Origin of the sequence: Collimonas silvisoli, assembly GCF_018305005.1 — a bacterium.
In the GTDB taxonomy this organism is placed as follows: Bacteria; Pseudomonadota; Gammaproteobacteria; order Burkholderiales; family Burkholderiaceae_D; genus Collimonas; species Collimonas silvisoli.
In genome coordinates, this window is record NZ_JAGQEG010000072.1 from 14,779 (window position 1) to 28,499 (window position 13,721).

Consider the following 13,721-nt stretch of genomic DNA (forward strand, 5'->3'; position numbering starts at 1 on the left):
CTCCTGATTAGTCTTGTAAACCATCAATTTTAAAGACTTTGACGGATTCCGGCTTAAAAATAACAAAGCGCCACGCGCAAAAAAACGCCCGGTAAAAATCCGGGCGGTTAGCGTCACATTACTGTTCGTTACGGTTGTTGCTCAAGGAAAATCAAGCCAGCGGCGGAATACGCAGTTTTTGACCGGGATAAATCAGGTCCACGCTTTTCAGCATCGGCTTGTTTGCCTCAAAAATGGCGTTATATTTATTCGGATCGCCGTAGAATTGCTTAGAGATTTTCGACAGATTGTCGCCGCTGACCACGTCGTACCATTGAGACTCATCTTCAGCCGCAGCAACGGTCAAATCATCATTCACATCTTTGACGTCTTTGACGTTGCCGCAGCATAAAATGATTTTTTCGCGGGTCTGCTGATCGGGAGCTTCGCCACTGGCGGTAACCGTTGACGAAGCTGCGTCAAAGGCAATCGTCAGGCCGCTGGTATCGATGCCCTGCGTGCCGACATAGGTTTTAATCGCATCCGCCGCCGCATTTTGCAGCTCCTCGACATTAGGGGCCGCAGCGACTTCCTCGGGTTTATGTCCTAGCAGCTTTTCACCCGCATCTTTGATAAAAGAAAGTAAACCCATTTTTTTCTCCAGTAGAAGTTGAAAAAGGATGATGCCACTTGCCTTGCTATCGTGCTGCTTGCAACCCAAGGTTTAACAACATTTAACCTTACCAATATTTCACTGGCATGACCTTAGCCCTTGCTTAGTCCTTATCATCGTGCTCAAGTTCCGTCTGCACGATGCTCACCGGCTTGCCCTTGAACCAGCGCCAGAAATACACGCCGAACCCCGACAAGCCGTACAGCACGAACAGGCCGAACAATACTTTCGACGGATCGCTGAAAATAACCACCAGCGCCAGCACCAGCAGGAACGCCGCGATGAAAGGCATCGGCTTGCGCAGGTTGATATCCTTAAAGCTATAGAAAGGAACATTGCTGACCATGGTCAGGCCGGCGTACAAGGTGATCGTCCATGCCGCCCAGCTTAAAGATGCGCCGCCAAAACCAAGATCGTCCATCAGCCAGACGAAGCCGGCCACCAGCGCCGCCGCCGCAGGGCTGGGCAAGCCTTGGAAATAACGTTTGTCGACTACCGCAATATTGGTGTTGAAGCGCGCCAGGCGCAAAGCGCCGCCGGCACAATACACGAATGCCGCCAGCCAGCCCAGCTTGCCCATGCCGCGCAAGGACCACTCATATACCACCAAGGCCGGCGCGGCGCCGAACGACACCATGTCGGACAAGCTGTCATACTGTGCGCCAAACTCGCTCTGGGTATTGGTCAGGCGCGCCACGCGGCCATCCAGGCTGTCCAGCACCATCGCCACGAAAATGGCGATCGAGGCTTGATCGAAGCGCAGATTCATCGCCATGACGATCGCATAAAAGCCGCAAAACAGCGCTGCCGTGGTGAACGCATTCGGCAGCAGATAGATGCCGCGCCGGCGCCGGACTGGCGGGTCCGTTGCATCGTGATCCAGATACTCGCTACGCTCAATGTTCTTGTTCGGACGCAGCACCTTGGGGAACTGCGCGATGTTACTCTTCGCTTTACGGCGCTTGAATGTGGCCATGTAAGTTCCGTTTCAATCGACTCAAAATACCAACAGCACTACTTAAAACTCAGCCAGGATAGTTTCTGTGGCGGATACCTTGTCGCCCACTACAACCTTGGGTGTCGCCGTCAGCGGCAGATACACATCGACCCGCGAACCAAAGCGGATGAAACCGTAGCGCTCGCCGCGCGCCAGCACATCGGCCACCTTGACGTAGCACAGGATGCGGCGCGCAATCAGGCCGGCTACCTGGACGCAGGTCACGGTCTGGCCGTTGGCGGCGGTGATGACCAGGGCGTTGCGTTCATTTTCGATCGACGCCTTGTCCAGATCGGCATTGACGAATTTGCCTGGAAAATACTGAATTTTTTCGATCTTGCCGTCGACCGGTGCGCGATTCGAATGGACGTTGAATACGTTCATGAAAACGCTGATCTTCAGGGCTTCGCGATTGGCGTAGGGATCCATGGTTTTTTCAACCACCACGATGCGGCCATCGGCCGGCGACAACACTGCAGATGGATTTTGTGGGATCACACGGGCTGGATCGCGGAAAAATTGCAATACGAACAAAGCAATGATCCAGAATGGCAGCGACCATACAGGAGAGAAAAACGTGATCAGCAGCGCGACCGCAAAGGCGATGCCCAAAAACGGCCAACCCTCGCGGGCAATAATAGGATGGGGGTAATTATTCAACTGCACTCCGGATTGTCTTGATAAATGATGGAAATTTGAAAGCGTGGCTATTCTAGTCGAGCGGGAAACAAATGTAACCTGCCGCTTATCGCTTACTTGGGCGCAAAGCCAGATCTGCCAGCCGCCGTGCCGCTTGCTGATTCGCTTGTTGATTCGCCTGCTGATTAATAAGTACTAGGTAAAAAGCACTGGCTAAGTCGCTGATACGAGACCGCCTGCATGATATCAGTGGATCTGGATGTTCATCGAAAGAAACAGCGCCTTGGCATTGTATAAAAAGACCAGGCTTTTCGCTCGATTTTATTGGCCGGGATAAATGTAGTCAGAACAATATTTTCAACATAATAACAATTCTAAAAAGGAAGCTAAGGCGGGCACCTCAGCTTCCCTTCATTTCTGCTGTTCTTCTTCGGCTTCTCTAGCCTTGTCCCGGGCTTGTTGCAACTGTTGCTCGACCCCTTTTGCCTTGTCCAGCGCATCGGTCTGGGTTTTGAAGATTTGCGGCGTTGGCGGCGACGGCTTGCAGCCGGCCAGCACCAATGCCATGCCCAGGGTCAGACCAAAGATGGCCAGGCGGCTCATTTGAAGCGGACTTTACCAACCACACGCATGTTCAAGGTAGTTTCGCCCGGCTCGAAACTAGGCTCTTCCACGGGAGCGGCGTCATTCATGGAGGCGGCCCGCATCATCATCGCTTTCGGCGCCGCCGAAGATTCCTGGGCATAGTTGCCGGAACCTTCAAAATCTATGGTGTCGAGTACGGCGTCGGACGCATTGCGCCCCATTGCATGGGCAATGGAAGCGATCCGCTCGGTCAGGTTCTGATAGGTGGCGGCGATTCGCTGGTCATCCAGTTTTTTGCTGGCGGCGTCGCTCAAGCCAAAATGCAAACCGTTGAGGCCCAGGATGCTTTGTACTGCAGCAACGGTTTTCGGCAGATTGTTCAGATTGGTGGTGGTTGCATCCAGATACTGGCCGACGCGCCAGCCGGTTGGCTGACGCGGTTTGTTGGCATTGCCGCGCGGTTGCGGCTGATCTTCCGGATATACCGGATAGGTGTAATAACCGCGCGTCTGCAAGATCGCTTGCGGATCCTGGCGCTTCAGGATATCGGTGCCCTGTTTCATCTTCAGATTGACGCGGGAAGCTGCCGCCGCCTTGTCTTTATCCTGCTCTTCAACGTTGAAAGTAATCCTTACCTGATCGTTGGCATGCTTGACTTCGCCGTAGGCCGGCACCACCACCAGAGTACCGCTGGTAGGCACCGGTACGGCTTGCGCTGCGAAACCGGTTGCAGCCAACAGTGACGACAACATCAATTTGCGTGATCGCGACATATTCTTCTCCAAGAAAAAATGGAGCGCTACCGGAAGTGCGCCCCAAGACAATTAATGACAGACCAGCCTTCGATTGTATTCTGTCAAATTAGTTCGCTGACAATATTGCCTGTAGTTAGCATCAAGCGCAAGATTACAAAACCCTCCGCAACGTCCGCTCCAGTCTTATTTTTTTGGCGGCCCTCGGTGCACATTGCGTCCCATGCGGCCTTTGAACTCCGCCAAGTTGTTGGACGGCTCCGCGCCGGCAATCGCCGCATCGTATTGATAGGATTCCAGTTTCTCGCCGCAGTGTTTACAAAACAAGGAATCGGCTTCATGTCCTTCGGTCAGGCAATGGCTGCAAGTGCGGGTGGTCGGAGTAGCTTTCATCATGGTCATCGCCAGTTCGACGCCAACGATCCCGGTCGGCAAGGCGATGATGCCGTAACCCAGCAACATGGCGCAGGAAGTCATCAGCTGGCCCAGCGGCGTTTTCGGATGGATGTCGCCATAGCCGGTGGTGGTGAGCGTCACGATGGACCAATACATGCCGACCGGAATACTGGTGAAACCGTTTTCCGGTCCTTCGATCACGTACATGATGGTGCCCAGGATCACGCTCATGATCAGCACCACGCCGAGAAACACCATGATCTTGTGGCGGCTGTTACGCAGCGCCTGCCACAAGATCTGCGACTCGTCGAAATAGCGCGGCAGCTTCAGCACGCGGAATACGCGCAACATGCGCAGCAGACGAACGTCGATCAGGAAATGGAATTCCGGCAGCAGAATCGCCAGGTAGGTCGGCAAGATCGATAACAGATCGATGATGCCGAACAGGCTCAAGGCGTAACGCAAGGGCCGCTTGACGCACAACAGGCGGACCACGTACTCGATAGTGAACAAGGCCGTGAACAGCCACTCAAGGGCGTTCAACACCAGGAAATCGCGCGAACGCACGGCGCCGACGCTATCGATAATCACGGTCGCCACGCTGAGCAGGATGATGATCAGCAAGGCAGTATCAAAGCGGCGTCCGGCGGCGGTATCGGCTTCGAAAATCGTCGTGTACAAACGCTCCCGCCAGCCGCGATCCGGTTTGCCGAATTTACTGCCGATTGTATGAGTTGCCATATTGCCTAATGAATGAAGAACGCCGCCACGATTGCATGGATGTCACAATCTAAACAATGTGGGATTACAGGTCAATTGCTTCTGCTTTTGCACAGACAAAAAAAAAAGGACGGCATCGCCGTCCTCCTTTCATCAAAGCTAATCGACTTCTGATTAGTTCTTCGATTGGTCGACCATCTTGTTCTTTTTGATCCAAGGCATCATCGCGCGCAGTTGCTCGCCAACTTGCTCGATTTGATGCTCTGCTGTGATGCGACGACGGGAAATCAGGGTTGGTGCGCCAGCCTTGTTTTCCAGGATGAAGCTCTTCGCATATTCGCCGGTCTGGATGTCTTTCAGGCATTGACGCATGGCGTTCTTGGTGTCTTCGGTAACGATCCGCGGGCCGGTGACATACTCGCCGTATTCGGCATTGTTGGAGATCGAGTAGTTCATGTTGGCGATGCCGCCTTCATAGATCAGGTCAACGATCAGCTTCAGTTCGTGCAAGCACTCGAAGTAAGCCATTTCCGGCGCGTAACCAGCTTCAACCAGAGTTTCAAAACCGGCTTTGATCAGCTCGACTGCACCGCCGCACAACACGGCTTGTTCCCCGAACAAGTCGGTTTCGGTTTCTTCGCGGAAGTTGGTTTCGATGATGCCGGCACGGCCGCCGCCATTGGCGGTTGCATAGGACAAGGCGATTTCGCGGGCGCTGCCGGACTTGTCTTGATAAACGGCGATCAGATGCGGCACGCCGCCGCCTTGGGTGTAGGTCGCACGGACGGTGTGGCCTGGCGCTTTTGGCGCGATCATGATGACGTCGAGGTCAGCGCGTGGCACGACCTGGCCATAGTGCACGTTGAAGCCGTGGGCAAACGCCAGCGTCGCGCCTTGCTTGGCGAACGGTGCAACGTTTTCTGCATAAACCTGGGCGATATTTTCATCCGGCAGCAAGATCATGATGACGTCAGCGGCTTTCACTGCGTCGTTGACTTCAGCCACGTTCAGGCCGGCGTTCTTTGCCTTGTCCCACGATGCGCCGCCCTTGCGCAGGCCGACTGTCACCTTGACGCCGGAATCGTTCAGGTTTTGCGCATGAGCATGGCCTTGGGAACCGTAACCGATGATGGCAACATTCTTGCCTTTGATCAGGGAGAGGTCGCTGTCTTTGTCGTAGAAAACTTTCATTTTTAATCCTATATATGTAATTTGGTGTAATGAACGCTGAACATTTCAGCGCGCTGTCTTGTTGTTTGCTTAAACTTTGAGAATGCGTTCGCCGCGACCGATGCCAGAACCGCCGGTACGGACGGTTTCCAGAATCGCTGCACGATCGATCGAATCGATAAACGCGTCCAGCTTGCCCTTGTTGCCTGTCAGTTCCAGGGTATAGGACTTGTCGGTGACGTCAATGATGCGGCCGCGGAAAATATCCGCGGTGCGCTTCATTTCTTCGCGCTCCTTGCCGACCGCGCGCACCTTGATCAGCATCAGCTCGCGTTCGATATGTGCGCCTTCGGTCAGGTCGACCACTTTGACGACTTCAATCAGACGGTTCAGGTGCTTGGTGATCTGTTCGATCACGTCATCCGAACCGCTTGTCACGATGGTCATGCGTGACAAGGTGGCATCTTCGGTCGGTGCGACCGTCAATGTCTCGATATTGTAGCCGCGGGCGGAAAACAGACCGACCACGCGCGACAAGGCGCCCGCTTCATTTTCCAGCAATACAGAAACGATATGTCGCATGATTACAGATCCTCCGAACCGAGCAGCATTTCAGTCAAGCCCTTGCCCGCCTTGACCATAGGCCAGACGTTTTCGGTTTGATCCGTTATGAAATTCATGAATACCAGGCGATCCTTCATGCCGAACGCCTCTTTCAGTGCACCGTCGACGTCGCCCGGCTTCTCGATCTTCATGCCGACGTGGCCGAACGACTCAGCCAGCTTGGTGAAGTCCGGCAGCGAATCCATATACGATTCGGAATAGCGCGAACCGTAATCGATCTGCTGCCATTGCCGGACCATGCCGAGGAAGCGGTTGTTGAGCAGAATGATCTTCGGCGTCAGGTGATATTGCTTGCAGGTGGCCAGCTCCTGGATACACATCTGGATCGATGCTTCGCCGGTGATGCAAGCCACGGTCGAACCCGGGTTGGCCATCTGCACGCCCATCGCATACGGCAAGCCGACACCCATGGTGCCAAGACCGCCGGAATTGATCCAGCGGCGCGGCTTGTCGAAGCCGTAGTACTGGGCCGCCCACATCTGATGCTGGCCGACGTCGGAAGTAATGAAGGCGTCGCCGTCGGTGATTTTCCACACTTTTTGAATCACGGATTGCGGTTTGATCACTTCAGCCGAATCGGTAAACTTGAGGCAATCGCGTGCGCGCCACTCGTTGATCTGCTTCCACCAGTTGGACAAGGCCGGCGTATTTTGCCGGGTTTCGGATGCGTCCAGTTGCGCCAGCAATTCTTGCAGCACATCCTTGACGTTGCCGACGATAGGGATATCGACCTTGACGCGTTTCGAAATCGACGACGGGTCGATATCGATATGGATGATCTTGCGCGAAGTCGAGGTGAAATGCTTGGGATTGCCGATCACGCGATCGTCAAAGCGGGCGCCGATGGCAATCAGCACGTCGCTGTTCTGCATCGCCATATTGGCTTCGTAGGTGCCGTGCATGCCGGGCATGCCGACGTACTTGTCACTCGATGCCTTATAGCCGCCCAGGCCCATCAGGGTGGTGGTGCATGGGTAACCAAGGCGATCCACCAGCTTGTTCAGTTCGGGCGAGGCATTCGCCAGGATCACGCCGCCGCCGGCATAAATCATCGGCCGTTCGGCTGTCAGCAGCAATTGCACCGCTTTGCGAATCTGGCCGGAATGACCTTTGTCGACCGGCTTGTAGGAACGCATTTCGACTTCCTTCGGATAGTCGAAAACGTGGCGGTGCATGGTGATGTCTTTAGGGATATCCACCAGCACCGGGCCGGGCCGGCCGGTACTGGCGATAAAGAACGCTTTCTTCATGGTCGACGCCAAATCCTTGACATCCTTGACCAGGAAATTGTGCTTGACGCACGGGCGCGTGATACCAACCGTGTCGCACTCCTGGAACGCATCTTCGCCGATCGCATAAGACGGCACCTGACCCGAAATCACCACCATCGGGATCGAGTCCATATAGGCCGTGGCCAGGCCGGTCACCGCATTGGTGACGCCCGGGCCGGACGTGACGATAGCCACGCCGACTTTATTCGAACTGCGGGAATAGGCATCGGCTGCGTGAATCGCAGCTTGCTCATGACGTACCAGGATATGCTGGAATTTTTCTTGCTGGAAAATGGCGTCGTAGATATACAGTACTGCGCCACCGGGATAGCCGAACACATGTTCGACCCCCTCTTCCGCCAGACAGCGCACGAGAATTTCCGCGCCGGTAACGGGCAAGTTTGTATCTTTGTTCATTTACTAGATCCTTTCAAGGTCCATTGGAAATTGATCGGATGCTCTTTCCTGACGAAATGGCGCAGCGTATCAGTGCCACGGCGTCCCTTTTTTGTGCGATCACGTCATTCCGTTGCGTAGCCGTAGATACGATTCAAAATGGCGCTAAACGCTACTCGTTCGGCCGAAAATTCTGCATACACCGCCGCCTGTTTCTCGCGCTTGTGGCACGGGTTGGAGCAAACAGCTTACAAATGTGAAGCATGCCTGTCCGTTGAGCAACATCTTGAGTCGTCAGCGAAAAGGCTTGCACATCAGGGTTCTGAAGTGGATAGCTACCATAATGCGTAGTTTCATTCCGGTCAAGCCAAATTACATCGAATCTGAGTTAAATCGTGTCTTTTGCTGTAGATTTGCCCACAAGCCCTGCCTTTTTTGCTAGGATTCGGCCAGTCTGGAAATTAATCGTAAGCCATTGTTTATGAAGGTAAGGCGAACTGTAATTTTCGGGCACAGGCCAAAGGCGGCTGGCGTAAACGAGTCAACATCGGGGGTCCGACCCCGGGCGTGGCTGTATTCCGGCTGCATAGCAGAATCTTGAAACAGCAGTAATTAGCATGACCCAATCCGCCGCGAAGCATGGCCACAGATAAAGAACTTTCCGATTTCCTTGAAAACGTAGAACGCCGGGCTTTCAAACAGGCGGTGTACGCCGTGCGTAAAGACGAGTCGGCCTTGGACATCGTTCAAGACGCCATGATCAAACTGGCGGAAAAATACGGCGACAAACCCGCAGCCGAGCTGCCGATGCTGTTCCAGCGCATCCTGCAGAACACCATCCACGACTATTTCCGCAGAGAAAAAGTGCGCAACACCTGGGTCAGCCTGTTTTCCAGCATGGGGCATAACAATGCCAATGACGAGGATTACGACGTCCTGGAAACCTTCGAGTCGGATGAAGATTCGCAAGCGACAGAATCCAGCGCCAACAAGCTGGAACGTGAGCAAATTCTTAACATGATCGATGAGGAAGTACAGAAACTGCCGGCGCGTCAACGGGAAGCCTTCCTGATGCGTTATTGGGAGGACATGGATGTTGCCGAGACCGCGGCCGCAATGGGATGCTCGGAAGGCAGCGTAAAGACGCACTGCTCTCGCGCGACGCACACCCTGGCGCTATCGCTTAAGGCCAAAGGAATCAGTTTATGAACAGTAAAGAAATCAATTTCGCTTTCAAGGTGCGGCACGCACTCAATGAAAACCTGGACAATTTGCCAGCCCCTACCGCCGACCGCCTGGCTGCTGCCCGCAAGGCGGCAATGGCGCGCAAGAAAAAAGATGCGCCAACCCGTGTGCTGGCGCATCAAGGGGTACTGGCGGGCCACGCCGGCAGTTTCTTCGGCGACCGCCTGTCCTGGCTGACGCGGATCGGCGTTGCCGCGCCGATTCTGGCCGGCCTGGTGCTGCTGTCCGGCCTGTATCAATATGAACAGCAACATCGGATCGCCGCTACCGCTGACATTGACGCTGCCGTGCTCTCGGACGAATTGCCGCCATCGGCCTACCTGGATCGCGGTTTCAGCGCCTACCTCGCCCAGCAGCAAGACCAATGACGCCGATTTCCTCCTCCAATCCGGCTGAGAGCAAGCCATCCGCAAGCATGCTGAACAGCCGCAGCAAGCGGTTGATCGCTGCCGCGTGTGCACTGCTGGTGACGGCTGGTGCAGCGTTCGCAGTGCTCGGTCCGGTTACGCCGACCCAGGCAGCCGCAGTCAAGGAAACACCGGGTAATCAGCCTAAAATGATCAAAGTGGTGGACAGTGCGGCTCCTGACTGGAATCAATTGAGCGCGGTTCAGCAGCATGTTCTGGAACCTCTGGCCTCCGACTGGAATAAGCTGAAGCCGGCCGCCAGGAAGAAGTGGCTGGAAATCAGTGGCCGCTACGCCAGCATGACGCCCGCCGAGCAGGAAAGAATACAAGCCAGAATGCGCGGCTGGGTGACATTGACCCCCGAACAGCGCCGTATCGCACGTGAAAATTATGCCCGCGCCAATAAGCTCGATACCGAGCAAAGAGCCTTGCGTTGGCAGCAGTATCAGCAATTGTCGGAACAGCAAAAGAAAGAGCTGGCCGAACAAGCCACGCCGAAGCACAAACGGGTAACCACCATGCCGCCGACCACGCTCACTAAATCCAAACCCGCAGCGCCAATCAATCTGGCGCCGCCTGCGGCCCAGGAACAGACTGCGGTGGTTGCACCGACGCCGGCGACGCCTCCAGTGCTGGCGCCAACCACAAAATAAGCATCTTGAACCCTGTCGCGGCAGCCCAGCTAAGCAAGCAACAACAAACGCCATCGCTGAAACGTCGTTTCGGCAGCATCATGTATGAATCCAGGTTGTTGTTTGGCATCCTGTTTATTTCAGGATGGATTTTTTCCACCTTGCTGCAGCAACGCAACGCACTGTATCTGCGTCACGGGCAGCAAGCCTGGCTGTTCCTCGTCTTGACTTTGTATTTTGTCTGGTGCTGGAGCCATGGCGGACAAACGCTGGCCATGAAAACCTGGCGCATCCAGCTAGTCAACCAAGATGGCAGCGCGGTCAAAGCCGGTCGTGCGGCTATCCGTTTCCTGCTCAGCTGGTGCTGGTTCCTGCCTGGGCTGGCGCTGGCCTGGGCGCTGGGCGCGCATACCTGGATGCTGGTTTTGATTCCAGCTGCGAATTTCGTGCTCTGGGCCATGACCATTTACCTCGATCCCCAGCGCCAATTCCTGCATGACCGCATCGCCGGCACCAAGCTGGTGAATATGGCGGAAATCGTCAAACCCGCCGGCAAACGCAAGTGGTATCACTAGCAGTGCTTATGGGGCTTCATTATCTATGAGCCGCCCAAGGCGGCAGCAAAAATACAAATTAACAATACAATAATAAATTTGCCATATAAAAACAGCAACTGAGGCTATAACGTTTCTTAAAAATGGGTGTTATGCCTGGAACAGCAGATCGCAACCGGATATTTCTACTCAGCCGCTTGCAACATCAGCAGCTCTTGCTCGGAAAATCCAGCCGCTCTTCTTGCTTCCAGATTAAATGGCCCGCGCAGCACCGGCGCTTTATATTGAGCGGCCAGCGCAGCAAAGGTTGCCAACGGCTCCAGCTGGTGTGCCTGACAAAGCCAGCCATACCAACGGTTGCCGATCGCCACATGGCCTATCTCGTCGCGCAAGATAATGTCTATGATCGCCGCCGCCTCCTCATCGCCGGCCTGCGCCAGCTTGGCGCGGGTGCGTGGCGATGCGTCCAGGCCGCGCGCTTCCATCAAGCGCGGCACCAGCGCCATCCTGGCCAGAATGTCATGGCTGGTTTTCTCGGTCAGCTCCCACAAGCTGTTATGCGCCGAAAAATCGCCGTAGGCAAAGCCCAGTGTCTGCAAGTGTTTTGCCAGCAGACTAAAGTGATAAGCTTCCTCTTTGGCGACGCGCAGCCAGTCGGCATAGTAATCCTGCGGCATGCCGCTGAAGCGCCAGATCGCGTCCAGCGCCAGGTTGATGGCGTTGAATTCGATGTGCGCCAGCGCGTGAATCATGGCGGCGCGCCCCTCCAGGGTAGCCATGGAGCGATGCTTTACTTCATGCGGAGGAACCAGCAATGGTTGCAGCGGGCGCCCCGGTATGCAGGCGCTTGCACTAAGCGTGCACTGCTTATCCAGCGTCATGGCGACATTCTCCCAGGCTGCCGCCAGCGCCTCGACTCCGGCCACCTTGGCCGCAACATCAGCCTCGCATAGCCAGCGCAAGGCGGCGGCGCGTAATTCAATCTTTGGCTGCGAATCGGGGGGATTGTTCATGTTGACAGCGGTAAAATGGCGCTACGGTTGAAAAATCGCACTATGGACATATCTGAATACATTGCCAACCAGTATTTTACGGAGATTTATGGCCATCTACCAATTGGGCGAACATGCCCCCGACATCGCCCCTTCAGCGTATATTGCGCCGTCCGCCAATCTGATCGGCAAGGTCAAGGTCGAAGCTGACGCCAGTATCTGGTTTGGGGTGACCATCCGCGGCGATAATGAGTTGATTACGGTCGGCGAAGGCAGCAATGTGCAGGAAAGCAGCACGCTGCACACCGATATGGGTTTTCCGCTGACGATAGGCAAGAACGTCACCGTCGGCCATCAGGCGATGCTGCATGGATGCACGATTGGCGACGGCGCTTTGATCGGAATCCAAGCGGTGATTTTGAACGGCGCCAAAATCGGCAAGAATTGCCTGGTCGGCGCCGGCGCGCTGGTCACCGAAGGCAAGGAGTTCCCGGACAACTCGCTGATTATCGGTTCACCCGCGAAAGCGGTGCGTACCCTGAGCGAACAAGATGTTGCGGCGCTGGCGGGCAACGCCGCGCATTACATGGAACGTGGGCAAGAATACAAAACCAGCCTGAAGAAAATCGGGTAACGAGCAACACATAAGCGGATAAAAATATGGACGTAACAAAGATGATGGACATCGGCGATATGCACGGCGATTCACTGCAAAAATTCATGGTTGAAAACGCTGCCGTACGCGGCGAACTGGTGGAGCTGTCCAGCACCTGGCAGCAAGTGCTGGCGCATCGCCATTACCCGACACCGGTCAAGACCTTGCTGGGGGAAATGATGGCGGCAGCGGCACTGTTGACTGCCAATCTGAAATTCAACGGCGTCATCGTCATGCAGATTCACGGCGACGGCCCGATCCGGCTGCTGGTGGTCGAATGCGATTCGCAGCTGCAGATGCGCGCCACCGCCAAGCTGGCGCCCGATGCTGTGATCGACGCCGATGCGACCATGTCGCAGCTGGTCAATCTGAATGGCCAGGGACGTTTTGCAATCACGCTCGACCCGCAGGACAAGATGCCGGGCCAGCAAGCTTACCAAGGCATCGTGCCGCTGGATGGCGAGAATATCGCCACCGTCATCGAAAACTACATGCTGCGCTCGGAACAGCTGGACACCAAGCTGTGGCTGGCAGCCGACGACAAAGTTGCACGCGGTTTGCTGTTGCAGAAGTTGCCGACTCACGGCGGCATCGATGTGCCGCTCAACGATGAGCTGGAAACATGGAATCGCTTCCTCGCGCTGGGCGGCACCCTGCACTCCGAAGAAATGCTGTCTACCGATATACAGACGCTGTTGCGCCGTCTGTTCTGGGAAGAAAACATCCGTGTTTTCGAACCGCAGCAGCCCAGCTTTCAATGCAATTGTTCACGCGAGAAAGTCGGCAACATGTTGAAAATGCTGGGCCAGCCCGAGATCGAAGAAGCGCTTGCCGATCTGGGCAAGCTGGCGGTGGATTGCGATTTCTGCGGTCAGCATTATGAATTCGACAAAGTCGATTGCGCGCATCTGTTTGCCAGCGCTGCACCAGCTGAAGCGTTGCTCCCTGCCGGCAACAGCAAGCACTAAGGTAGATATCAGGATCAGGCGGGGCGGCAAGCAGGCGGCCGTCCTGCAAACCAAAAAATATCAGTG

16 protein-coding genes are annotated in these 13,721 nt (G+C 55.2%); 6 read left to right on the top strand and 10 right to left on the bottom strand.

Going from position 1 to position 13,721, the window contains the following annotated elements:
• Window positions 1-151 precede the first annotated feature (151 nt).
• The 9 genes from lysM to KHU33_RS18255 form a co-directional block, all read right to left on the bottom strand.
• Window positions 152-631 carry a peptidoglycan-binding protein LysM gene (lysM, locus tag KHU33_RS18215; RefSeq protein ID WP_211465501.1) on the bottom strand — a complete coding sequence of 160 codons (480 nt, stop codon included), beginning with the start codon at window positions 629-631 and terminating at the stop codon, window positions 152-154.
• 124 nt (window positions 632-755) lie between these two features.
• Window positions 756-1,628, bottom strand: coding sequence for a CDP-diacylglycerol--serine O-phosphatidyltransferase (gene pssA, locus KHU33_RS18220; protein ID WP_211465503.1), 873 nt, complete (start codon window positions 1,626-1,628; stop codon window positions 756-758).
• Window positions 1,629-1,670: 42 nt separating this feature from the next.
• Window positions 1,671-2,315, bottom strand: coding sequence for a phosphatidylserine decarboxylase (locus KHU33_RS18225; protein WP_211465505.1), 645 nt, complete (start codon window positions 2,313-2,315; stop codon window positions 1,671-1,673).
• Window positions 2,316-2,699: 384 nt separating this feature from the next.
• Window positions 2,700-2,891 (bottom strand): hypothetical protein, encoded by a 192-nt coding sequence (locus KHU33_RS18230; RefSeq protein ID WP_211465507.1) that lies wholly within the window; start codon window positions 2,889-2,891, stop codon window positions 2,700-2,702.
• Complete coding sequence (locus KHU33_RS18235; RefSeq protein ID WP_211465509.1) at window positions 2,888-3,646, bottom strand: SIMPL domain-containing protein; 759 nt, start codon at window positions 3,644-3,646, stop codon at window positions 2,888-2,890. The genes KHU33_RS18230 and KHU33_RS18235 overlap by 4 nt, the downstream gene beginning before the upstream one ends.
• A 165-nt stretch (window positions 3,647-3,811) precedes the next feature.
• Window positions 3,812-4,762, bottom strand: a complete 951-nt coding sequence (locus tag KHU33_RS18240) for an ion transporter (protein ID WP_211465510.1) — start codon at window positions 4,760-4,762, stop codon at window positions 3,812-3,814.
• Window positions 4,763-4,915: 153 nt separating this feature from the next.
• Window positions 4,916-5,932, bottom strand: a complete 1,017-nt coding sequence (ilvC, locus tag KHU33_RS18245; RefSeq protein ID WP_211465512.1) for a ketol-acid reductoisomerase — start codon at window positions 5,930-5,932, stop codon at window positions 4,916-4,918.
• A gap of 69 nt (window positions 5,933-6,001) precedes the next feature.
• Window positions 6,002-6,493, bottom strand: coding sequence for an acetolactate synthase small subunit (gene ilvN / locus KHU33_RS18250; protein WP_014005248.1), 492 nt, complete (start codon window positions 6,491-6,493; stop codon window positions 6,002-6,004).
• Window positions 6,494-6,495: 2 nt separating this feature from the next.
• Window positions 6,496-8,223 (bottom strand): acetolactate synthase 3 catalytic subunit, encoded by a 1,728-nt coding sequence (locus KHU33_RS18255; RefSeq protein ID WP_211465514.1) that lies wholly within the window; start codon window positions 8,221-8,223, stop codon window positions 6,496-6,498.
• 618 nt (window positions 8,224-8,841) lie between these two features.
• Here KHU33_RS18255 and KHU33_RS18260 point away from each other — a divergent pair.
• The 4 genes from KHU33_RS18260 to KHU33_RS18275 are packed head-to-tail and all read left to right on the top strand — an operon-like array spanning window position 8,842 to window position 11,061.
• A complete protein-coding gene (locus KHU33_RS18260; RefSeq protein WP_092413402.1) occupies window positions 8,842-9,411 on the top strand; it encodes an RNA polymerase sigma factor in 570 nt (189 codons plus the stop codon).
• Window positions 9,408-9,815, top strand: a complete 408-nt coding sequence (locus tag KHU33_RS18265) for a DUF3619 family protein (RefSeq protein ID WP_211465516.1) — start codon at window positions 9,408-9,410, stop codon at window positions 9,813-9,815. The genes KHU33_RS18260 and KHU33_RS18265 overlap by 4 nt, the downstream gene beginning before the upstream one ends.
• Entirely contained in the window at window positions 9,812-10,507 is a 696-nt protein-coding gene (locus KHU33_RS18270; RefSeq protein WP_211465518.1) for a DUF3106 domain-containing protein, read from the top strand. The genes KHU33_RS18265 and KHU33_RS18270 overlap by 4 nt, the downstream gene beginning before the upstream one ends.
• 5 nt (window positions 10,508-10,512) lie before the next feature.
• Complete coding sequence (locus KHU33_RS18275) at window positions 10,513-11,061, top strand: RDD family protein (RefSeq protein WP_211465520.1); 549 nt, start codon at window positions 10,513-10,515, stop codon at window positions 11,059-11,061.
• Window positions 11,062-11,225: 164 nt separating this feature from the next.
• Here KHU33_RS18275 and KHU33_RS18280 read toward each other — a convergent pair whose 3' ends face one another.
• Complete coding sequence (locus KHU33_RS18280; protein ID WP_211465522.1) at window positions 11,226-12,053, bottom strand: ferritin-like domain-containing protein; 828 nt, start codon at window positions 12,051-12,053, stop codon at window positions 11,226-11,228.
• 88 nt (window positions 12,054-12,141) lie between these two features.
• On the opposite strand from KHU33_RS18280, the gene KHU33_RS18285 reads away from it, so the two are divergent.
• Window positions 12,142-12,666 carry a gamma carbonic anhydrase family protein gene (locus tag KHU33_RS18285; protein WP_211465524.1) on the top strand — a complete coding sequence of 175 codons (525 nt, stop codon included), beginning with the start codon at window positions 12,142-12,144 and terminating at the stop codon, window positions 12,664-12,666.
• A 26-nt stretch (window positions 12,667-12,692) separates the two neighbouring features.
• The gene (gene hslO, locus KHU33_RS18290; RefSeq protein ID WP_230414375.1) at window positions 12,693-13,655 is read left to right on the top strand and encodes an Hsp33 family molecular chaperone HslO; all 963 of its coding nucleotides are present in this window, start codon (window positions 12,693-12,695) and stop codon (window positions 13,653-13,655) included.
• Window positions 13,656-13,721 lie beyond the last annotated feature (66 nt).

What these genes read in the sequence shown, in the direction of transcription:
- KHU33_RS18270 (WP_211465518.1), top strand. Translation starts at nt 9,812, where the DNA reads ATGACGCCGATTTCCTCCTCCAATCCGGCTGAGAGCAAGCCATCCGCA.
- ilvC (WP_211465512.1), bottom strand. Translation starts at nt 5,932, where the DNA reads ATGAAAGTTTTCTACGACAAAGACAGCGACCTCTCCCTGATCAAAGGC.
- KHU33_RS18260 (WP_092413402.1), top strand. Translation starts at nt 8,842, where the DNA reads ATGGCCACAGATAAAGAACTTTCCGATTTCCTTGAAAACGTAGAACGC.
- KHU33_RS18285 (WP_211465524.1), top strand. Translation starts at nt 12,142, where the DNA reads ATGGCCATCTACCAATTGGGCGAACATGCCCCCGACATCGCCCCTTCA.
- lysM (WP_211465501.1), bottom strand. Translation starts at nt 631, where the DNA reads ATGGGTTTACTTTCTTTTATCAAAGATGCGGGTGAAAAGCTGCTAGGA.
- KHU33_RS18240 (WP_211465510.1), bottom strand. Translation starts at nt 4,762, where the DNA reads ATGGCAACTCATACAATCGGCAGTAAATTCGGCAAACCGGATCGCGGC.
- KHU33_RS18255 (WP_211465514.1), bottom strand. Translation starts at nt 8,223, where the DNA reads ATGAACAAAGATACAAACTTGCCCGTTACCGGCGCGGAAATTCTCGTG.
- KHU33_RS18265 (WP_211465516.1), top strand. Translation starts at nt 9,408, where the DNA reads ATGAACAGTAAAGAAATCAATTTCGCTTTCAAGGTGCGGCACGCACTC.
- ilvN (WP_014005248.1), bottom strand. Translation starts at nt 6,493, where the DNA reads ATGCGACATATCGTTTCTGTATTGCTGGAAAATGAAGCGGGCGCCTTG.
- KHU33_RS18230 (WP_211465507.1), bottom strand. Translation starts at nt 2,891, where the DNA reads ATGAGCCGCCTGGCCATCTTTGGTCTGACCCTGGGCATGGCATTGGTG.
- KHU33_RS18235 (WP_211465509.1), bottom strand. Translation starts at nt 3,646, where the DNA reads ATGTCGCGATCACGCAAATTGATGTTGTCGTCACTGTTGGCTGCAACC.
- pssA (WP_211465503.1), bottom strand. Translation starts at nt 1,628, where the DNA reads ATGGCCACATTCAAGCGCCGTAAAGCGAAGAGTAACATCGCGCAGTTC.
- KHU33_RS18280 (WP_211465522.1), bottom strand. Translation starts at nt 12,053, where the DNA reads ATGAACAATCCCCCCGATTCGCAGCCAAAGATTGAATTACGCGCCGCC.
- hslO (WP_230414375.1), top strand. Translation starts at nt 12,693, where the DNA reads ATGGACGTAACAAAGATGATGGACATCGGCGATATGCACGGCGATTCA.